This window comes from Thioalkalivibrio sp. ALE17, from assembly GCF_000425605.1.
In the GTDB taxonomy this organism is placed as follows: Bacteria; Pseudomonadota; Gammaproteobacteria; order Ectothiorhodospirales; family Ectothiorhodospiraceae; genus Thioalkalivibrio.
The window spans coordinates 30,094-50,122 of sequence record NZ_AUDT01000002.1; the positions used below are offsets into that span (position 1 = coordinate 30,094).

Annotated in this window: 22 protein-coding genes; 16 read left to right on the forward strand and 6 right to left on the reverse strand. The window is 68.7% G+C overall.

Going from position 1 to position 20,029, the window contains the following annotated elements; genetic code table 11:
- The first annotated feature begins 20 nt into the window (after nt 1–20).
- The 10 genes from hemB (at nt 21) to H609_RS0101865 (ending at nt 8,603) form a co-directional block, all read left to right on the forward strand.
- Nucleotides 21–1,037, forward strand: coding sequence for a porphobilinogen synthase (gene hemB, locus H609_RS0101820; RefSeq protein ID WP_028484171.1), 1,017 nt, complete (start codon nt 21–23; stop codon nt 1,035–1,037).
- A complete protein-coding gene (gene aroE / locus H609_RS0101825; RefSeq protein WP_028484172.1) occupies nt 1,034–1,882 on the forward strand; it encodes a shikimate dehydrogenase in 849 nt (282 codons plus the stop codon). The genes hemB and aroE overlap by 4 nt, the downstream gene beginning before the upstream one ends.
- A gap of 104 nt (nt 1,883–1,986) precedes the next feature.
- The gene (locus tag H609_RS0101830) at nt 1,987–2,649 is read left to right on the forward strand and encodes an OmpA family protein (RefSeq protein WP_028484173.1); all 663 of its coding nucleotides are present in this window, start codon (nt 1,987–1,989) and stop codon (nt 2,647–2,649) included.
- A gap of 172 nt (nt 2,650–2,821) precedes the next feature.
- The gene (aroQ, locus tag H609_RS0101835) at nt 2,822–3,262 is read left to right on the forward strand and encodes a type II 3-dehydroquinate dehydratase (RefSeq protein WP_018865466.1); all 441 of its coding nucleotides are present in this window, start codon (nt 2,822–2,824) and stop codon (nt 3,260–3,262) included.
- A gap of 9 nt (nt 3,263–3,271) precedes the next feature.
- Entirely contained in the window at nt 3,272–3,733 is a 462-nt protein-coding gene (gene accB, locus H609_RS0101840) for an acetyl-CoA carboxylase biotin carboxyl carrier protein (RefSeq protein ID WP_018865465.1), read from the forward strand.
- A gap of 31 nt (nt 3,734–3,764) precedes the next feature.
- On the forward strand, nt 3,765–5,111 hold the full coding sequence (gene accC / locus H609_RS0101845; RefSeq protein ID WP_017942601.1) for an acetyl-CoA carboxylase biotin carboxylase subunit: 1,347 nt from the start codon (nt 3,765–3,767) through the stop codon (nt 5,109–5,111).
- 31 nt (nt 5,112–5,142) lie between these two features.
- Nucleotides 5,143–6,024, forward strand: a complete 882-nt coding sequence (gene prmA / locus H609_RS0101850) for a 50S ribosomal protein L11 methyltransferase (RefSeq protein WP_028484174.1) — start codon at nt 5,143–5,145, stop codon at nt 6,022–6,024.
- A 384-nt stretch (nt 6,025–6,408) separates the two neighbouring features.
- On the forward strand, nt 6,409–7,128 hold the full coding sequence (locus tag H609_RS0101855) for a DUF3426 domain-containing protein (RefSeq protein ID WP_028484175.1): 720 nt from the start codon (nt 6,409–6,411) through the stop codon (nt 7,126–7,128).
- A gap of 147 nt (nt 7,129–7,275) precedes the next feature.
- Nucleotides 7,276–8,268, forward strand: coding sequence for a tRNA dihydrouridine synthase DusB (gene dusB, locus H609_RS0101860; protein ID WP_028484176.1), 993 nt, complete (start codon nt 7,276–7,278; stop codon nt 8,266–8,268).
- The gene (locus H609_RS0101865; protein ID WP_018158446.1) at nt 8,265–8,603 is read left to right on the forward strand and encodes a helix-turn-helix domain-containing protein; all 339 of its coding nucleotides are present in this window, start codon (nt 8,265–8,267) and stop codon (nt 8,601–8,603) included. Before dusB ends, H609_RS0101865 begins: the two co-directional genes overlap by 4 nt.
- 253 nt (nt 8,604–8,856) lie before the next feature.
- Here the strand turns inward: H609_RS0101865 and H609_RS0101870 are convergent, their stop codons facing one another.
- Nucleotides 8,857–9,618, reverse strand: coding sequence for an inositol monophosphatase family protein (locus tag H609_RS0101870; protein WP_018879683.1), 762 nt, complete (start codon nt 9,616–9,618; stop codon nt 8,857–8,859).
- 162 nt (nt 9,619–9,780) lie between these two features.
- Between H609_RS0101870 and H609_RS0101875 the strand changes: the two genes are divergently transcribed.
- Complete coding sequence (locus H609_RS0101875) at nt 9,781–10,098, forward strand: DUF2322 family protein (RefSeq protein WP_017942594.1); 318 nt, start codon at nt 9,781–9,783, stop codon at nt 10,096–10,098.
- A gap of 9 nt (nt 10,099–10,107) precedes the next feature.
- Here H609_RS0101875 and H609_RS0101880 read toward each other — a convergent pair whose 3' ends face one another.
- The 3 genes from H609_RS0101880 to H609_RS0101890 are packed head-to-tail and all read right to left on the reverse strand — an operon-like array spanning nt 10,108 to nt 11,590.
- A complete protein-coding gene (locus tag H609_RS0101880) occupies nt 10,108–10,692 on the reverse strand; it encodes a histidine phosphatase family protein (protein ID WP_018879684.1) in 585 nt (194 codons plus the stop codon).
- Nucleotides 10,689–11,267, reverse strand: coding sequence for a 1,6-anhydro-N-acetylmuramyl-L-alanine amidase AmpD (gene ampD / locus H609_RS0101885; RefSeq protein ID WP_018876624.1), 579 nt, complete (start codon nt 11,265–11,267; stop codon nt 10,689–10,691). The genes H609_RS0101880 and ampD overlap by 4 nt, the downstream gene beginning before the upstream one ends.
- Complete coding sequence (locus H609_RS0101890) at nt 11,264–11,590, reverse strand: thioredoxin family protein (protein WP_018876625.1); 327 nt, start codon at nt 11,588–11,590, stop codon at nt 11,264–11,266. Before H609_RS0101890 ends, ampD begins: the two co-directional genes overlap by 4 nt.
- Before the next feature lie 143 nt (nt 11,591–11,733).
- Between H609_RS0101890 and H609_RS0101895 the strand changes: the two genes are divergently transcribed.
- Complete coding sequence (locus tag H609_RS0101895) at nt 11,734–13,785, forward strand: UvrD-helicase domain-containing protein (RefSeq protein ID WP_028484178.1); 2,052 nt, start codon at nt 11,734–11,736, stop codon at nt 13,783–13,785.
- 16 nt (nt 13,786–13,801) lie between these two features.
- On the opposite strand, the gene H609_RS0101900 is transcribed toward H609_RS0101895, so the two are convergent.
- On the reverse strand, nt 13,802–15,523 hold the full coding sequence (locus H609_RS0101900; RefSeq protein WP_026280333.1) for a potassium/proton antiporter: 1,722 nt from the start codon (nt 15,521–15,523) through the stop codon (nt 13,802–13,804).
- Nucleotides 15,524–15,578: 55 nt separating this feature from the next.
- Between H609_RS0101900 and H609_RS0101905 the strand changes: the two genes are divergently transcribed.
- Entirely contained in the window at nt 15,579–16,571 is a 993-nt protein-coding gene (locus H609_RS0101905; RefSeq protein ID WP_051074886.1) for a lipid A deacylase LpxR family protein, read from the forward strand.
- Nucleotides 16,572–16,589: 18 nt separating this feature from the next.
- Here the strand turns inward: H609_RS0101905 and H609_RS0101910 are convergent, their stop codons facing one another.
- On the reverse strand, nt 16,590–17,543 hold the full coding sequence (locus H609_RS0101910) for an MBL fold metallo-hydrolase (protein ID WP_019584247.1): 954 nt from the start codon (nt 17,541–17,543) through the stop codon (nt 16,590–16,592).
- Nucleotides 17,544–17,714: 171 nt separating this feature from the next.
- Between H609_RS0101910 and H609_RS0101915 the strand changes: the two genes are divergently transcribed.
- From H609_RS0101915 to dut, 3 genes are read left to right on the forward strand one after another with little or no spacing between them, the layout of a single operon-like run.
- A complete protein-coding gene (locus H609_RS0101915) occupies nt 17,715–18,311 on the forward strand; it encodes a DUF502 domain-containing protein (RefSeq protein ID WP_018881534.1) in 597 nt (198 codons plus the stop codon).
- Nucleotides 18,312–18,329: 18 nt separating this feature from the next.
- Nucleotides 18,330–19,538 (forward strand): bifunctional phosphopantothenoylcysteine decarboxylase/phosphopantothenate--cysteine ligase CoaBC, encoded by a 1,209-nt coding sequence (gene coaBC, locus H609_RS0101920; RefSeq protein ID WP_028484179.1) that lies wholly within the window; start codon nt 18,330–18,332, stop codon nt 19,536–19,538.
- Between the two features lie 29 nt (nt 19,539–19,567).
- Nucleotides 19,568–20,029 carry a dUTP diphosphatase gene (gene dut / locus H609_RS0101925; RefSeq protein ID WP_028484180.1) on the forward strand — a complete coding sequence of 154 codons (462 nt, stop codon included), beginning with the start codon at nt 19,568–19,570 and terminating at the stop codon, nt 20,027–20,029.

Below are 20,029 nucleotides of genomic sequence, written 5' to 3' on the forward strand. Positions count from 1 at the left end.
GACCCACGCGAGGACCTGGCATGACCGCACCGATCGCCCCCTATCCCGCCGGCCGGCCACGCCGCCTGCGCCGCGACGCCTTCTCCCGCCGCCTGATGCGCGAGCATCACCTGCGGCCGGACGACCTGATTCTGCCGGTGTTCGTCACCGAGGGCGAGGGCACGCGCGAGGCCGTGCCGTCGATGCCCGGGGTGGAACGCGTGTCCATCGACCAACTACTGGAAGAGGCCACCGCCGCCGTGCGCCTGGGCATCCCGGCACTGGCGCTGTTTCCGGTGGTCCCGGCCGAGAAGAAGAGCCTGGATGCGCAGGAGGCCTGGAATCCCGAGGGCCTGGCGCAGCGCGCGGTGCGCGCGCTGAAGGCCGCGCACCCGGAGCTGGGGGTGATCACCGACGTCGCCCTGGACCCGTTCACCACCCATGGCCAGGACGGCATCATCGACGCCGAGGGCTATGTGGTGAACGACATCACCGTCGAGGCGCTGGTGAAGCAGGCGCTGTCGCACGCGGCCGCCGGCGCCGACGTGGTCGCCCCCTCCGACATGATGGACGGGCGCATCGGCGCGATCCGCCACGCACTGGAGGATGGCGGGCATGTGCACACGCGCATCCTCGCCTACTCCGCCAAGTACGCCTCGGCCTTCTACGGGCCGTTCCGCGATGCGGTGGGCTCGGCCGGCAATCTGGGCAAGGGCGGCAAGGAGACCTACCAGATGGACCCGGCCAACGGCGACGAGGCCCTGCACGAGGTCGCGCTCGACCTGGCCGAAGGCGCCGACATGGTGATGGTCAAACCGGGGATGCCGTATCTGGATGTGGTCCGCCGCATCCGCGACGAGTTCCAGCGCCCGACCTTCGTCTATCACGTCTCCGGCGAGTACGCGATGCTCAAGGCCGCCGCCGAACGCGGCTGGCTGGACGAGCGCGCCTGCGTGCTGGAGGCCCTGACCGGCATGAAGCGCGCCGGGGCCGACGGCATTCTCACCTACTACGCCCGCACCGTGGCCGAATGGCTGGCGGAGGACGCGGCCCGATGAGCGAGCCGCGCCCGGATCGCTACGCGGTGGTCGGCAACCCGATCCGCCATTCGCTGTCGCCGCGCATCCATGCCCTGTTCGCCGATCAGACCGGGCAGCACCTGACCTACGAGACCCTGCTGGGCACTCCGGGTCAGTTCGCCGAGGAGGTCTGGGCGTGGTTCTCCTCCGGGTTCCGGGGCCTGAACGTGACCGTCCCGTTCAAGGAAGAGGCCTTCGCCCTGGCCCGTGTCCTCACGGATCGCGCCCGACACGCCGGTGCCGTGAACACCCTGTGGCGCGACGACGAGCGCCGCATCCATGGCGACAACACGGACGGCGTCGGCTTCTGCCGTGACCTCGACCGCCTGAACTTCAACGTGCGCAGCCGCCGCATCCTGATCCTGGGTGCCGGGGGCGCCACCCGCGGCCTGCTGCAGCCACTGCTGGAGGGGGGGCCCGAGGCCCTGGTCATCGCCAACCGCACCGTCGCCCGCGCGGAGGGGCTGGTCGAGGCCTTTCGCGATATCGCCCCGGCCACCCGGCTGGCCGCCTGCGGCCTGGACACGCTGCCGCAGGGCCCCTTCGATCTGGTGGTCAACGCCACGGCCACCGGCCTCGGCGAGGACGCGCTGGACCTCCCCGCCCATCTGGTTCAAGCGGACAGCCTGGCCTATGACCTGGTCTACGGGGCCGGCGCCCAGCGCTTCCTTGGCTGGGCCGAGGCGGCGGGCTGCAGCAACGGTAGCGACGGGCTCGGCATGCTGGTGGAACAGGCGGCCGAGGCCTTCGCGATCTGGCGCGGGGTGCACCCCGAAACCGCCCCGGTGCTGAGCGAACTGCGTCACGAAATCGACGGCCAATAGCCCACCCTTTCTCCGGATTCATGGACGGTTCACCCGGCTGGCCGCAAGCTGCCCGGTGACAGACCCGCCGCCGTGGCGGACCACCGGATTACGGGAGACGAACCATGCAACGCATCCTCGCCCTGGCCGCCACCAGTGCCCTGGTCCTGGTGATGGGCTGCACCACCACCGATCCATACACCGGGGAAGAACGCGTCTCGCGCGCCACTATCGGGGCCGGCATCGGCGCGGCCACCGGCGCCGTGCTCGGCAGCGTCACCAGCAGCCGCAACCGCACCCAGCGCGCGATGATCGGGGCCGGCATCGGCGCCCTGGCCGGCGGCGCCATCGGCAACTACATGGATCGTCAGGAAGATGCCCTGCGCGAGCAGCTGCGCGGGACCGGCGTCAGCGTGACCCGCGACGGCGACAACATCATCCTCAACATGCCGAGCAACATCACCTTCGATTTCGACCGCAGCGACATCAAGCCTGAATTCCAGGATGTACTGGACTCGGTCGCCCTGGTCCTGGAGGAGTTCGACCAGACCGGCATCGAGGTCGCCGGTCACACCGACAGCACCGGCCGCGTCGAATACAACATGGACCTCTCCGAGCGCCGCGCCCAGAGCGTGGGCCAGGCCCTGATCCACCGCGGCGTGCAGCCGGTGCGCGTGCACACCATCGGCTTCGGACCGCACCAGCCGGTCGCCACCAACGACACCGACGCGGGCCGCCAGCAGAACCGCCGAGTGGAACTGACCCTGTTCCCGCTGACCGCCGACTGATCGAAACCCGCACGCCGGCACCGCGCCGGGCGCGGTACCGGCGCGCCCGGGGCACCCTCCGCGCTGGACACCCCCACCCCTCCTGCGGCAAAATCCCGAACATTCGCCGCACCGTCATTTTTCGGTGCAATCGCGTCCATTCTCGACAGGATCGCTACCGATTCCCCCTGCCATGGCGTCCATACTGCTGCTCAACGGCCCCAATCTGAACCTGCTGGGACAGCGGGAGCCGGAGCGCTACGGCGCGCAGACCCTGGCGGATATCGAGACCGACCTGAGGGCTCGGGCGGAACAGGCCGACACCTCCTTCGACTGCTTCCAGAGCAACCATGAAGGCGACCTGATCGACCGCATCCATGCCGCCCCCGGCGAGGGCGTGCAACGCATCCTGATCAATCCGGGTGGCCTGACCCACACCAGTGTCAGCCTGCGCGATGCCCTGCTGGGTGTTGCCATCCCGTTCTACGAGATTCATATCAGCAACATCCACGCCCGCGAGCCCTTTCGCCAGACCTCGCGTCTGAGCGATGTCGCCGCCGGTCTGGTCAGTGGCTTCGGCGTCATTGGCTACCGGCTGGCGCTCGATGCGGCGCTCGCGGCTATCAAGGAATAAGAGGCTTCCATGGACATTCGCAAGGTCAAGAAACTGATCGACCTGCTCGACGAGAGCGGCATCCACGAGATCGAGATCCACGAAGGCGAGGAGTCGGTCCGCATCACCCGCTCGGCCAGCGGCACCGCCGTCGCCGCACCGGCCCCGGCCCCTCTGCCCGCCGCGGCACCGGCACCAGCCGGCGCACCGCCCGCAGCCGCCCCGGCCGACGCGGCGGACGCGACCCCGGAGATGGACGGTCACCGGGTCACCGCCCCCATGGTCGGCACCTTCTACCGCGCACCCAGCCCGGGCTCGAAGCCGTTCGTCGAGGTCGGGCAGACCGTGGAGGTCGGCGAGACCCTGTGCATCATCGAGGCGATGAAGATGCTCAACCCGATCGAGGCCGACCAGGCGGGGACGGTCCGCGACATCCTGGTCGAGAACGGCAACCCGGTGGAATACGGCCAGCCGCTGTTCATCATCGGCTGAACCCTCCGATTCCCTGCCAACAGGTCCGAGCATGTTTGAAAAGATTCTGATCGCCAACCGCGGCGAGATCGCCCTGCGGGTCCTGCGCGCCTGCCGCGAGATGGGTATCGCCACCGTCGCCGCACACTCCAGCGCCGATCGCGACCTGAAGCATGTCCGCCTGGCGGACGAATCCGTCTGCATCGGGCCCGCGGCCTCCGGCGAGAGCTACCTGAACATCCCCGCGTTGATCGCCGCGGCCGAAGTCACCGATGCCGGCGCGATCCACCCCGGCTACGGCTTCCTGTCGGAGAACGCGGACTTCGCCGAGCGGGTGGAGTCCTCCGGCTTCTCCTTCATCGGTCCGCGCGCCGAGACCATCCGCCTGATGGGCGACAAGGTCTCCGCCAAGCAGGCAATGCTGGAGGCCAACGTGCCCTGCGTACCCGGCTCCGGCGGCGCCCTGGGCGACGACCCGGACACCAACCTGGCCCTGGCGCGCGAGATCGGCTACCCGGTCATCATCAAGGCCGCCGCCGGTGGCGGCGGTCGCGGCATGCGCGTGGTGCATACCGAGGGCGCGCTGCTGAACGCGATCTCGCTGACCCGCAACGAGGCCCAGCAGGGCTTCGGCAACGACACCCTGTATATGGAGAAATACCTGGAACACCCGCGCCACGTGGAGTTCCAGATCCTGGCCGACACCCACGGCAACGCCGTATGCCTGGGCGAGCGCGACTGCTCCATGCAGCGCCGCCACCAGAAGGTAATCGAGGAGGCCCCGGCCCCCGGCATCAGCGACGAACAGCGCCAGACCATGGCGGAACGCCTGATCCGCGCCTGCCAGGACATCGGCTACCGCGGCGCCGGCACCTTCGAGTTCCTGTACGAGAACGGGGCGTTCTACTTCATCGAGATGAATACCCGCCTGCAGGTCGAACACACGGTCACCGAGCAGGTCACCGGCATCGACCTGGTGCGCGAGCAGATCCGCATCGCCGCCGGCGAACCGCTGGGCTACACCCAGGACGATGTGCACATCAGCGGCCATGCGATCGAGTGCCGCATCAATGCCGAAGACCCCGGCACCTTCATGCCCAGCCCCGGGACTATCCAGCAGTACCACGCCCCGGGCGGGCCGGGCATCCGCATGGATACCCACATCTACAACGGGTACGCCGTGCCGCCCTACTACGACTCGATGATCGGCAAGCTGATCGCCCACGGGAACAGCCGCGAGATCGCGCTGGCCCGCATGCGCGGGGCCCTGGGCGAGATCGTGGTAGACGGCATCCAGACCAACGTCGCCCTGCATCACGACCTGATGATCGACGCCAATTTCCAGCGCGGCGAGACCGACATCCACTACCTCGAGAAGAAGCTGAAGGCACAGGCCTGAGCCCTTTCCGCAACCACCAGAGCCTGACGCCATGAGCCTTGCCGAACTCGAATGCCAGATCAGCCCGGAACAGGCCGAGCCGCTGGAAGACACGCTTTTTGAACTCGGCGCGGTCAGCGTCGAGTTGTTCGATGCCGCCGACGAGCCGCTGTTCGAGCCTCCTCTCGGCACCCATCCGCTGTGGTCCACTGTGCGCCTGAAGGCCGTATTCCCGGACACCACCCAGGCGGATCTCGCGGCCGCCGCGCTGGAGCGCCAGGCGCAGGCCCCCGAGGCGATCCAGGTGCAGCCCATCGAAGACCAGGACTGGGTGCGCGCCGGCCTCGACGGCCTCGGCACCATTCACTGCGGCAGTTCGCTGTGGATCGTGCCGTCCTGGGAGGACGAGCCGGCCATCGAGGAGGGCACCTTCGTGCGCCTGGACCCCGGCCTCGCCTTCGGCACCGGCAACCACCCGACCACCGCGATGTGCCTGGCCGCGCTGGCCCAGCAGCCGCCTCGGGATCAGGAGGTGCTGGACTACGGCTGTGGCTCCGGCATCCTCGCCATCGCGGCCCTGAAGCTGGGCGCCCGGCATGCGCTGGGCATCGACATCGACGAGCAGGCGGTGCAGGCCACGCGCAGCAATGCCGATGCCAACGCCATCCCGCCCGAGCGACTGGAAACCGGTCTGACCGACCACCCGGTCCCGACGGCGGAATACGATCTGGTGCTGGCCAACATCCTGGCCAAGCCGCTGATCGACCTGGCCCCGGAGCTCGCGCGGGCCGCGAAACCCGGCGCGCGTATCCTGCTGGCCGGTCTGCTGGAACGCCAGGCGGACGAGGTCATCGCGGCCTATTCCGATGCCTTTGACATTGGCGTCGAGGACTGCCGCGAAGGCTGGGCCCTGCTCGGCGGGCGCCGGCGCTAGGGAAACACTGATCAATGTACACACTCGCGTTGGCACCCCAGGTTTTCCGAGACAAGGCGCGTCGTGCAGCGGGTAGTGGTTCTACCCGCAAGCGGCGCAACGCAGGATCGGGGAACCTGGGGTGCCAACCCCACAAGCCATTGAAAGCAGGGGCTCGGCCGCCCGTTGTTGATCAAAAACTGGCGCGCGCACAGCGTTGCGGCTCCCTTGTGCAGAATGACTGCACGGCGGTCACCGCGCCTTGTTCGCACGCAAAAGCGACTCGAGCGCGAATGTGTACATTGATCAGTGTTTCCCTAGGAACACGCCAACCCATGGGCATCGTCGCGCCGGTACCGTCCTTCTCGCTCGACCGGACGCAGCTGCGGCCATCCGGACGCTGACATGCTCGCCCGCTGCCCGCAATGCGGCGTCACCCACGCCCTCGCCCGCGGGTCCAAGATCCGCCAGCGGCGGGTGCATTGCACAAACTGCGGCGCCGAGTTCGATCTGTTCCCGGCCCTCGAGATCGGCGGCGCCGGCGAACGCGTCCTGGGGGAGGGGCTCCTTCCCGCGCAGCCCGCTCGCACCCCCGCGATCGAGAGTGCGCCGGTCATCGCCACCGCCATCGACATCGAACGCCACCCGGGCCCTCTGGACCTGGCCGCCCCCGCCCGACGCCGTGTCTGGCCGGGGCTGTTCGTGGCCGCCGGCCTGAGCGTTCTGCTGGGCGCGCAACTGCTGGCCTTCCCGCCCGTGGCACCGGGTCATAACCATTACCTGGACCAGACTCGCGCCCAGCTGTGCGCCACCCTCCCCTGCCCGGTCTGGAACCCGCTGCGCGCGCCCGAGCGCATCCGGGTATCGACACCGGACTTCTTCGCCAGTATCGATGGCACGCTGCACCTCCAGTTCCAGCTGGAAAGCCCGGTGCGGCAGGCCTGGCCCGTCCTCGACATCCATCTGAGCGACCAGCTGGACACGCGCCATGGCGCTCTGCGCCTGACCCCGAACGACTACACCGACGCGGACGCCCCGATGCCCCCCCACAAACCCGCCACCCTGCGCCTGAGCCTCGCCAGCCCCCATGCCCGCATCACGGGCATCCAGATCCAGCCCCGCTGACCTATGCCCGACACCCCGGACCCGCAACTCGTTCAAGGGCAGCACGGATTCATGCACACCCCGGGGGCGCGAGCACGCTGACCACCGGCGGCGGGCGCCTCGAGGTGCTAGACTCCCCGGCTTCCCCGATTCAATCGTCAGCCCCAGATGCAGCTCGGAATCCATCACTTCGCGGACCCCGTCGTGTTCCTGGCCCCCATGGCCGGCGTGAGCGATCGCCCGTTCCGGTTGCTGGCCCGCCGCCTGGGCGCCAGCGCGGCGGTATCCGAGATGGTCACCTCCAACACCCGGCTGTGGGCCAGCGACAAGAGCCGCCACCGGCTGGACCACCGTCAGGAGCCGCGCCCGCGCATCGTCCAGCTGCTGGGCAACGAACCCGAGCCGCTGGCCGAGGCGGCGCGGGAGAACGTGCGCCGGGGCGCCGACGTGATCGACCTGAACCTGGGCTGCCCCGCGAAGAAGGTCTGCAGCAAGGCCGCGGGATCGGCCCTGCTGGGCGAGCCGGAGCGGGTGCGCGAACTGCTCCAGGCGCTCACGGAGGCCGTCACCGTGCCGGTCACGCTGAAGATGCGCCTGGGCCTGGACCGCGAGCGAATGAACGGCGAAGAGATCGCATCCATTGCCGAGGCCTGCGGCATCGCGATGCTGACCGTGCACGGACGCACCCGGGCCGATGCCTACCGCGGGCAGGCGGACCATACCGCGATCGCGCGCATCGTCCGGTCGGTCTCCATCCCGGTGCTCGCCAATGGCGACATCACGGACCCGGACACGGCGATGCGGGTACTGGATACCACCGGCGCGGCCGGGGTGATGATCGGACGCGCCGCCCAGGGCCGGCCCTGGCTTCCGGGTCAGATCCGCGCCGCGCTGGCCGGCGAAGCGATCCCGCCGGCACCGGACCTGGCCACGCGCCTGGCCCTGATCGAGGAACACGTCACCGGCCTGCACGCCCAGTACGGCGAACCGCAGGGTGTGCGTATCGCGCGCAAGCACCTGGGCTGGTATCTTCTTGGTCTGGGTCTCGACGAGGCCCGCACCCGGGCGGCCCGGGCTGACCTTCTCGCCGCCCCCACGGCCAGCGAACAACTGCGGCGCCTGCGCGCCCACCTGACGGGAATCGCAAGCGAGGCTGCATGAGCGTGAACATGCCACTCGAACAGGACCCGGACGTCCAGGAAGCATCGGTTGCGGCCACACTCCCGTCCGACTGTGTGCTGGCGGACTCGGTCCGGCGAGCGCTGGATCAGTATTTCGAGACCCTGGACGGGCAAAGCAGCCACGACCTTTACGCACTGGTCATGAACGAGGTGGAGCGCCCCCTGCTGGCCAGTGTGCTGGAGCGCTGCGGGGGCAACCAGAGCCGCGCCGCCGCCCTGCTCGGGCTCAACCGCGCCACCCTGCGCAAGAAGCTGCGCGCCCACGGGCTGGTGGAGGCCAACGGGAACGGCAACGGGAACGGCGCCGCGACCTGACGTTCGGTTCTGGTCACAGGAAGCCAGGAAGGCCGGAAGAATGACTTCGGTTTCCGATACGGACACCATTTACGGCCAACTGGAAAAACCAACAGCTTACTGATGCAGGGCCCGGCCAATGATCGCCCCGAAATGCGCGGCATCACCAGCCAGCCTGCAGCCAATCGCTGCTTTCCCTTCCAATCTTCCCGTCTTCCTGTAGACCGCCCTTCTCGGTGTCCCCTGTGTCCTCTGTGGTTCAATCAGCCCGCCGCTAGTCCTTCCAGGCGAGACGGTTCAGGGCCGTCCGGTGCAATTCCGGAGTGGCCGCGGCCAGGACGTTCGCGGTCTTCAGGTCGAGCTCGCCACCGGAGAGGTTGGTGAACACGCCGCCCGCCTCGCGCACGATCACCGCCAATGCGGCGATGTCCAGGATGTTGACGTCGGACTCGATGATCAGGTCGATGCTGCCACGTGCCAGCAGGTGGTAGTGGTAGAAATCCCCGTAGCCGCGGGTGCGGTTGACCTCGGCCATAATGCCGCCCAGCGCGGTCCACCCCTCGGGGCTCTGCGCCAGGGACTTGAGGTTGCCGGTGGACAGCGAGGCGCGCCCGAGATCGACGGTCTTCTCGACCGCGATCGGGTTGCCGTTCAGGAAGGCGCCCTGGCCCTTCTCCGCCCAGGCCCGTTCGCCGAACTGGATGCCGTTGGACAGCCCCAGGATCAGCTCGCCCTTGAACATGAGCGCAATCTGGGTTGAGAAGAACGGGTAGCGCCGCACGAAGCTCTTGGTCCCGTCGATCGGGTCGATCAGCCAGACATAGTCGGAGTCCATGTCCGACTGCCCGGTCTCCTCGCCATAGAAGCCGTGGTCCGGAAAGTGCTCGCGGATCACCTGGCGGATCGCCTGTTCGCTCTCCACGTCGGCCCGGGTCACCGGGGTGTCGTCGGGTTTGGTTTCGACGTCGACACCCGCCTCGTAGTAGTGGCGGATCACCTTCTCGGCGGCATCAGCGGCGGCCTGGGCGGCCTCCATGAACGCGCTTCGCGACATGTTCGTGTCCCCTCGAAAAAAGGCCATAGCTTAACATGCGCCCTATTCGCCGCTGACCCGGGGCGACCCTGCCGCCTTCGCGGGTTGGTTGTCGCCGCCGGGTCATGCCCCGATAATGCCGCGATTCTTTCGAGGAGCCGGAACATGTCCAAGAAGCTGCCCGACGTCAGCAATATCGAACGCCTGGAGTTGTTTGGCGAGGACTACAACCCCACCGCGACCATCGAGAACGTGGACGGCCAGAGCCTGTCGCTGCAGATCTACTACCAGCTGGCGCTGGATTACGGCGGCATCGGGCCCAAGGCGGCCAACTCGGGCCTGCTGCTGTACGGCAGCCACGCCGACGACGCCCGCGCCAACCCGGGCAAGCATCCGAACATCGACCGGCTGATCGACGTCCTGAACAACGACTACTACCTGTCGGTGAAGGCCGTCCCCAAGCGCGGCAGCCAGGCCGGCTAACAACCGGGCCTAGACCCGGTTGGCGTAAAGCAGCCGCCAGCCCCTGGTCGGATGCCGATGCAGCCGGGTGCGGCTGGCGTACTCGCAATCGAGCTGGTACAGGCGGTCGTCCGGCACGCCCAGCACCCAGCCGACCAGCGCGCGTATAACCCCCGCATGCACCACCATCAGCACCCGTTCGGACTGCAGCGGCCGCAAGGCCCCATCGAAACCGGCCTCGACCCGGCGGCGAAAGGCCGTTAGCGGCTCCGCACCGGCCGGGCGCGCGTGCACCGGGTCGGCATAGAAGGCGCAGTATTCCTCCGGTCGATCCCGCTGCAGGTCGACCCGCGTACGCCCCTCCCAGTCGCCAAAACCGATCTCGCGCAGGTGCGGCTCCAGGATCAACGGAAGGTCCTGTGTGGAGGCGTAGTGCTCGGCAAACGCGCGGCAGCGCTGCATTGGCGAGCTGACCACATACTGCCACTCCTCCTCGCCCCGGACCGCCCGCTCCATCTGGCTCCAGCCGCGCGCGCTCAGCGGGTCGTCGCAGCCATGGCCGCGGTAACGCTGGCCGCCCTCCGGCTCGCCGTGACGCAGCAGGTCCACAATCATGCGCTCACCTCGTGCAGTTCCTGCCGCAGGCGCGCCCAGTCGAAATGGGGGCCCGGATCCGTCTTGCGTCCCGGGGCGATATCGCTGTGGCCGGCCAGCGCATGCGGCCCGATACCCGGCCAGCGGGCGCGGACCCAGCCAATCATTTGCGCAAGCGCGGCGTACTGCGCCGGGGTAAAGGGGTCCTCGTCGGTCCCCTCCAGTTCGATCCCGATGGAGAAGTCGTTGCAGCGCTCGCGCCCCTGCCACCGCGACACCCCGGCATGCCAGGCGCGTCGGGAGAACGGCACGAACTGGGTCGCCTGGCCCTCGCGGTCGATCAGCACATGGGCGGAGACGCGCAGGCCGCCGACCTCGGCAAAGTAGGGGTGGGCATCCGGATCCAGACGATTCTGGAACAGCTCGGCGACGTGCCCTCCACCGAACTCGCCCGGCGGCAGGCTGATCGCGTGCACCACGATCAGTTCCGGTTGCTGACCGGGGGGACGCTCATCCTGGTTCGGGCTGTCGAGGCGCTGCGCTGGCGGGTACCAGTCCCGGTCCGGCGTGACGGTTTCGGCGTGCGGGGATTTCACGGCGCCTCCTCGGGCGGTTGGGCCAGTACGGCCGCCAGCCCCTCGCGCAACAGGGGCAGGCGCGGCGGGGCTTCCAGGCGACCGTGATAGGCCCCCGCCTGAAACACGAACAGTGCCGGCAGATGGAAGACCTCGAACTCCCGCACCAGGGCGGTATCGGTCTCGGCATCCACCTCGAACAGCGCCGGCGCATCCCCCGCCGCCTGCCATTCCGCCAGGACCCGCCCCATGACCTTGCAGGCCCCGCAGCCCTGGCGCGTGAACAGGATGACCGCCGGCCCCGGGACATCCATCAGGTGCTGATGAAAGTCGAACTGGGTCAATATCGGGAGCGACTCCCGGCCCGCGGCGGATGCCGCGGCACGCGGTCCGTTGGTCAATGGATTACCCTCACCGCTGCTGTCTTTATGAATCGGGGATCGTGGGTTAGTTTACGCGCCCCGCTGCGAAGGAATCGACCGCCCCGGTGTCCGAACTGAATCCCCAACAACAGGCCGCCGTGACCACCACGGACCGCCCCCTGCTGGTCCTGGCCGGGGCGGGTTCCGGCAAGACCCGCGTGATCACCGAGAAGATCGCTCACTTGATCGAGCGGCGCGGCCTCGCCGCACGCCAGATCGTGGCGATCACCTTTACCAACAAGGCCGCGCGCGAGATGCGCGAACGTGTCCAGGGGCGACTGTCACGCGAACAGGCCCGGGGCTTGAACGTCTCCACCTTCCACACCTTCGGGCTCAACTTCCTGCGTCGCGAGCTGCAGGCGGCGGGGCTGCGCCCCGGCTTCTCCATCCTCGACCCCGGTGACTGCCGGCAGCTGCTGCGCGAGATTACCTACCGCGACGATACCGGCTCCGAGGTCGACGCCCTGATTGGCCACATCAGCCGCTGGAAGAACGACCTGATGACGCCGGAAGAGGCACTGCATGAAGCCAGCCAGATGAGCGACGCCCCGGAGGCGATCGCCGCGGCCAACCTCTACCCGCGCTACGAAGACGCCCTGCGCGCCTACAACGCAGTGGACTTCGACGACCTGATCAAGCGCCCGGTGGACTGCCTGCGCGACGACCCGGAACTGCGCAACCGCTGGCAGGACCGCATCCGCCACCTGCTGGTGGACGAATACCAGGACACCAACTCCGCGCAGTACCAGCTGGTGCGCCTGCTGATCGGGGTCAGTGACGGCCTGACGGTGGTCGGTGACGACGACCAGTCGATCTACGCCTGGCGCGGCGCGCGCCCGGAGAACCTCGCGCGCCTGCAGCAGGACTTCCCGCGCCTGGAGGTGATCAAGCTGGAGCAGAACTACCGCTCCACCAACCGCATCCTGCATACCGCGAACGCGCTGATCGGCAACAACCCGCACGTGTTCGAGAAGCGTCTTTGGAGTGCGCTCGGCGAGGGCGAGAAGATCGAGGTGATCGGCTGCTCCGACGCCGACACCGAGGCCGCGCGCGTGGTCTCCGAACTGATGCGCCGGCGCTTTCGCCTGAATGCGACCTGGGGCGACTTCGCCATCCTCTACCGCAGCAACCACCAGTCCAGGCTGTTCGAGAAGCTCCTGCGCGAACAGGGCATCCCCTACCGCCTGAGCGGCGGGCAGTCGTTCTTCGAGAAGGCCGAGATCAAGGACCTGGTCGCCTACCTGCGCCTGCTGGCCAACCCGGACGACAACACCGCCTTCCTGCGCGTGGTCAACGTGCCGCGCCGCGAGATCGGCCCGGCGACCCTGGAAAAGCTCGGCCACTACGCCAACCAGCGCGGGGCCTCGCTGCTGCAGGCCGCACGCGGCGCCGGTCTGTCCGAATACATGGATGCCCGCGCACAGGCGCGGCTGGAACGCTTCACCGGCTGGGTGGACGGCTTCCAGCGCCGTGGCGCGGAGGAGGCCCCGGACGCCCTGCTGCGTGCCCTGATCGAGGACATCGACTACGAGTCCTGGCTACTGGAGAACAGCCCCAACCCCCGTGCCGCGACCCGGCGCATGGAGAACGTGCGCGAGTTCATCGACTGGGTCGGGCGCATGGGCGGCGGCAACACCAGCGCCGAATACGGCGACGACGAGGCCGACGACGAGCGGACCATGGACCTGGCCGACATCGTCAACCGCATCAGCCTGATGGACATCCTCGACCGCAACCGCGATTCCCAGGACAGTAACGAATCCGTGCAGCTCCTGACCCTGCACACCGCCAAGGGCCTGGAGTTTCCGCATGTCTGCCTGGTCGGCTTCGAGGAAGAACTGCTGCCGCACCGGGTCAGCGTCGAGGACGACTCCATCGAGGAGGAACGGCGGCTCGCCTACGTCGGCCTGACCCGCGCCCAGCAGACCCTGCTGATCACCTACGCCCAGCAACGCAGCCGTTACGGCGAGACCATCGACTGCGAACCCTCGCGCTTCCTCGACGAACTCCCCGAGGAACACCTCGACTGGCCGGACGCCAAGCCGCCGGACCCCGAGACCCAGCAACTCACCGCCCGCGCCCACCTCGCCGGCCTCAAGGCCATGCTGGAGAAGTAGCCCACCCGGGCCCTGCTTACTTCAGCAGTTTCAGGCCAACGCGGGTGATGCGGGGGCCGTCCATTTCGCGGATGACCAGGCGCATCGGGCCGAGATCGACGGCGTCGCCGACGACCGGCTCGGCCTGGAGTTCACGGCGCAGATAGGCCTCGAGGGTGTCGCCCTGGCGCTCGGGCGGGACCGGTGCGCCGTAGGCCATGCCCACCGCGCCCAGCTGGGCATCGCCATTGAGCGCGAACTCGCCGAACACGCTGCGTTCGGTGAGGCGCTCCGGCACCTCGTCCTTGGGCACGAACAGGCGGTCGAGGTCCGGCAGGTCCGCCGGCGCGACCATGATGTAGAGGTGGTCGCCGGCGTGCAGGTCCAGCAACTCGAGCGTCTCCAGCAGCTTGCCGTCACGCAGGTGAGCCACCACCCGCGCGGTGCCCGGCAGGCGGAAGTTCGACCACGCCTCGCGCACCACCGGCGTGGTCTCTGCCAGGCGATAACCAACCAGTTCCATCTCCTGCTGGCCGGGGATATCCAGCTCGGTACGCTGCACCCGCGCCGTGGTGGGTGGCAGCTCCAGGCCCAGCCAGCGCGCCGAGGGCGCGACGGTCCAGCCCTGGACCAGCAGCGAGATCAGCACCACGAAGAAGACGACATGGAAGAAGTGGCCGGCCAGTTCCAGCCCGGCCAGCAACGGGAACAGGGCGAGGATGATGGGCACCGCCCCGCGCAGGCCGACCCAGGCAATGAAGACCTGCTCGCGCCAGGGAAAGTGGAATGGATACAGGCAGATCCAGACCGCCAGCGGGCGCGCGACCAGGATGAGCACGGCCGCCACCAGCCCCGCGTCCAGCGCCACCGGCGGCAGCCCCGAGGGGGTCACCAGCATGCCCAGCATCAGGAACATGCCGATCTGCGCCAGCGAGGCGATGCCGTCGTGGAAGCGCTTGATGTTCTGCGAGGCCTCCAGCGGGCGGTTGCCCAGCAGCAGGCCGGCGAGGTACACCGCGAGGAACCCGGAGCCGCCGACCAGGCCGGTAAGCCCGAAGATGGCCAGCGCCCCGGCCATCGCGAACAGCGGATAAAGCCCGGCGGCCATGGGCACCCGGTTGATCAGGGCCAGCAGGGCCAGGCCGCCCCCGACGCCGAGCACCGCACCCAGGCCCATCTGCTGGATGAACTCGACCAGTACCACCAGACCGAACTGCTGATCGGGCATCAGCAGCAGTTCGATCAGCACGATGGTCAGGAAGATCGCCATCGGATCGTTGGAGCCGGACTCGATCTCCAGCGTGGCCCCGACGCGGCTTTTCAGCTCCAGCCCGCGCGAGCGCAGCAGGGAGAACACGGCGGCGGCATCGGTGGAGCCCACGATCGCCCCCAGCAGCAGGCCCTCCAGCCAGGACAGGCCCAGCCACCACACGGCGAACAGCCCGGTCAGACCGGAGGTCACGAGCACTCCGACGGTGGCCAGCCCCAGCGCCGGCTTCAGCCCGATCCGGAAATTGCGGGCCGGTGTGCGCATCCCGCCGTCGAACAGGATGATCGCCAGGGCGGCCGAGCCGACCAGATACGCAAGGGTGATATTCTCGAAGACCAGACCGCCCGGGCCTTCCGGGCCCAGCAGCATCCCGATCACGAGGAACACCAGCAGCAGGGGCACCCCCAGCCGCGAGGTGATCACGCTCGACAGGATGCTCCCCAGCAACACGATCGCGGCCAGGAAGATGATCTGGTTGGAGAGGTCCATGCGCCAATCATACCGGAACGCCATTGCCCCTCGAGGACGGTCACCCGACCGCAGGATGCGGGCGTTGCTGGCCGCGGCAGCCCTTGGCTTGGCGGCCGCAGGCCCGACCGCCGGCGCGGAAACCGGCGTGGATGCCCTGCACTTCGAGTTCGAGAACGACCTTTTTGCCGGCGAGGACCGCTACTACACCAACGGCGTGCGCATCGGCTGGACCCGCAGCGGGGAAAAGGTCCCCTCGTGGCTGCGAAGCGTGGCCGACTTCCTGCCCTATTTTGTGGAGCGCGAGGAGCGTGGAAGGCTGAAATCCGCCATCCACCTGGGCCAGAACATGTACACGCCGGAGGACATCGAACGCTCGCCCGCGGACCCGGACGACCGCCCCTACGCGGGCTGGCTGTACCTGAACTTCAGCCTGGCCGAGGAGCACGGCGACCGCCTGGACCGCCTGCAGGTCACCCTCGGCACCGTGGGGCCGGCCTCCCTGGCAGATCGCACCCAGAAAGAGGTCCACAGCTGGTCCAGCGCTCCGCAACCCCGGGGCTGGGACGACCAGATTGGCAACGAACCGACCCTGATGGTGGGCTACGAGCGCCAGCTACGGGGCTACACGCGGCATGCCGCGAGCGGCTGGGGCTGGGATCTGACCCCGCACTGGGGCGCAACCGTCGGCAGCCCGTTCACCTTCGCCAACGCCGGGGCGATCATGCGTGCCGGGCGCAACCTCCCGCGCGACTACGGCCCGACACGGATCAACCCCGCCCTGTCCGGGTCGCATACCTTCGAACCGACCAGCAGGGTTGGCGGCTATTTCTTCGCCGGGGTCGACACCCGCCTGATGGCCTACGACCTGTTCCTAGACGGCCCACTGTTCCGCGACGGCCCCTCGGTGGACAAGCACCCGCTGGTCGGCGAACTCACCGCCGGCGCGGTCTTTCATGTGGGGGGCGTGCGGATCGGCTACACCCACGTGTGGCGTTCGCGCGAATTCAGCGGCCAGGCCAAAGGCGCGGCCGAATTCGGGTCGCTGCATGCCACCTGGCAGTTCTGAAGCCGCCCGCGGGCAGTTTCAGAACACCGCCGCCTCGACATCCGGGTAGGTGGTCGCCACCGATCGGTCGATCTTGTCCTCGAACCCCGGATAGGCCTCGACCAGATCGCCCATCCGCTCGCGCACCAGGGGCACGGTCTCGAAGTCGGCCAGTCCCTGTTCCACGCCTTCCTCGATGGCATCCCACAGCGTGACCAGATAGCGCTGCAGCCGCTCCAGGGTCGCGGCATCCTCGAGACGGCCATGCCCGGGCACGACTACGGCGGGTTCCAGTGCGATCAGTTCGTCCAGAAGATCGATCCACTGCGCGACATCGCCATCCCACACCGAGGGCGCGCGATCGCTGTAGACCACGTCCCCAGCCAGCAGGACGCGCTGCCGTGGCAGCCAGACACTCAGATCACCCGGCGAATGGGCGCCCCCGGACGGGATGATCACGACCTCGGTCCCGCCGAGGTCGCGGGTAATGCGCTCGTCGACTGCGGTATCGGGCAACCGCAGCGTGGTATCGCCAGTCGCCCCTTCGGTCATCTCGCGGAAGTTCTCGACCCAGCCCTCGCCTTCGGCCTCCATGCGCGCAATCGCCGCCGAGCCGGCCATGATCTCCGCCTCCGCGGCAAAGGCCGCATTGCCCAGCCAGTGGTCGCCATGGCTGTGGCTGTTCACGATCCAGCGCACCGGCTCGTCGGTGACCCCGGCGATCGCCTCGCGCAGGGCCACACCCATCGTCTCGGAGGAGCCGGTGTCGAACACCAGCACCCCGTCACCGGTCACCACAAACGCCATGTTCGCGTTCCAGCCCAGGTTCTCGCGACTGGGGAAATCCCGCGCCGGCGTCATCACCGCATAGACCCCGGGCGCCACCTCCTCCGGGGTCATCGCGTAGTCCCCGGGTGCAGCCGCGGCCGACGACTCCGCGAGCCCCACCTGCGGCATCGCCATCATCGCCAGGACCAGGGGCCAAAGACTCATTCCCTTCCATCGCTGCATCTCGTCACTCCCCATACCCGGCGACGTGCCGGCGGCCTCGCTCGATAGACTGCGCGGACGTGCCAAAGTGCCGCCCCCGCCCCGCTCCCGTCGTGGACGTGCCACGAGCACGAATGCGTTAGCATCCGAGCATACCCCTGCACGGAGCCCGCTGTGCGCCGAATCTCTCGAACCTTCCTGACCGGCCTGGCCGCCATCCTCCCGGCCGCCATCACGCTGGCCTTGCTGTGGTGGCTGGGGAGCACCGCCGAGGAGGTGCTGGGAGGACTGTTGCAGGCCATCCTGCCCGATCTTCTGTACTTCCCGGGCATGGGGATCCTGGCCGGCATCGGCCTGCTCTTCGGCTTGGGGGTACTGCTCCAGGCCTACGTGGTCCGCTGGCTGTTCGACTGGCTGGAAGGGCTGATGCAACGCATCCCGGTGGTCAAGACCATCCACGGGACCGTGCGCGACGTCACGCGCCTGGTCTCCGGCGACATCCACGAGCAATTCGGCCAGGCCGTGCTGGTGCAGCTGCCCGGCACCGACTTCAAGCTGGTCGGCTTCGTCACCCGCGAAGATTTCGCGGGTCTTCCGGACAGCCTTGGCGGCCCCGATACGGTCGCGGTCTACATGCCCATGAGTTACCAGATCGGCGGCTACACCCTGATGCTCCCGCGCGAACGCATCGAACCGCTGGAGCTGTCGCTGGAGGACGCGATGCGCTATGCCCTGACCGCCGGCGTCTCCGCGCGCCAGGAAAAGAGCTGAACGGGTAGAATCCGCCGCATGACGGAACACGATTCCAAGCCAAGGATCCTCGTCGGCGTCAGCGGCGGCATCGCCGCCTACAAGGCCTGCGAACTGGTGCGCGGGCTGAAGCGCGCCGGCTGCGAGGTGCGCGTGGTGATGACGGCCGGCGCCCGCGCCTTCGTGACCCCGCTGACCTTCCAGGCCCTGTCCGGCGCGCCGGTGCGCACCGAGCTGCTGGACGCCGAGGCGGAATCCGGCATGGATCACATCGCCCTGGCGCGCTGGGCCGACCGCATCGTGGTCGCCCCGGCCAGCGCCAGCCTGATTGCCCGCTACGCCCAGGGCCTGGCGGACGATCTGCTGAGTACGCTGCTACTGGCCACCACCGCGCCGGTCGCGCTGGCGCCGGCGATGAACCATCGCATGTGGACGCACCCGGCCACGCAGGCGAACGTCTCGACCCTGATCGAGCGTGGCGTGGCCCTGATCGGGCCGGACAGCGGCGACCAGGCCTGTGGCGAGCAGGGCGAGGGCCGCATGCGCGAGCCCGCCGCGATCGCGCGGGAGCTGCTGCAACCGGCACACGCCCCGCTGGCCGGGCGCCACGTACTGATCACCGCCGGTCCCACCTTCGAGCCGATCGATCCCGTGCGCTTTATCGGCAACCGCAGCTCCGGGCGCATGGGCTTTGCCCTGGCCGCGGCGGCGCGCGACGCGGGCGCACACGTGACTCTGGTGCATGGCCCGACAGCCGAGGCCGTACCCACGGGCGTCGCGGGCATCGCCACGGAGACGGCCGCCGCCATGCACGCCGTGGTGATGGAACGCCTGCCCGAGGCCGACATCCTGATCGCGGCCGCGGCCGTGGCCGACTACCGCCCGGCCGAGCCGCAGGCACAGAAGATCAAGAAATCCGACCCGGTGATGCATCTGGCGCTGGAGCGCACCCGGGACATCCTGGCTGAGGCGGCAACACAGGCGGCCTCCCTCCCCCGGCGCCCGTTCCTGGTCGGCTTCGCAGCCGAGACCGAGCACCTGCGCGAACATGCCGAGGCCAAGCGCCGCGCCAAGGGACTCGACCTGATCGCCACCAATCGGGTCGGCGAGGGCCGCGCCTTCGGCACCCCCGACAACGAATTGCTGTGCCTCTGGGAGGGTGGCGAGCGCCAGCTCCCCAGCCAGCCGAAGACCCAGCTGGCCCGGGCGCTGATCGACCTGATCGTCGAGCGCCTGGAACAACGCTGATCGAATGCGAAACGGACAAGGAACCCCGCATGCCCGTCCCCGAGATTGACCTGAAGATCCTGGACCCGCGCATGGGCGCGGACTTCCCGCTGCCCGCCCCGGCCACCGACGGCTCGGCCGGCGTCGACCTGCGTGCGATGATCGAGGCCCCGCTGACGCTGGAGCCGGGCGCCGCCGAACTGATCCCGACCGGGCTCGCGATCCATATCGAGGACCCGGGCTATGCCGGGATGATCCTCCCGCGCTCCGGGCTGGGCCACAAGCACGGCCTGGTGCTGGGCAACCTGGTCGGCCTGATCGACGCCGACTACCAGGGGCCGCTGCTGGTCTCCTGCTGGAACCGGGGCGCGAACGCCTACACCCTGGAGGTCGGCGAACGCCTGGCGCAGCTGGTCATCGTCCCGGTCGCCCAACCGAAGTTCCGCGTCGTCGAGGACTTCGAGGCGACCGCCCGCGGCGCGGGCGGCTTCGGCTCCTCGGGCCGGGGCTGA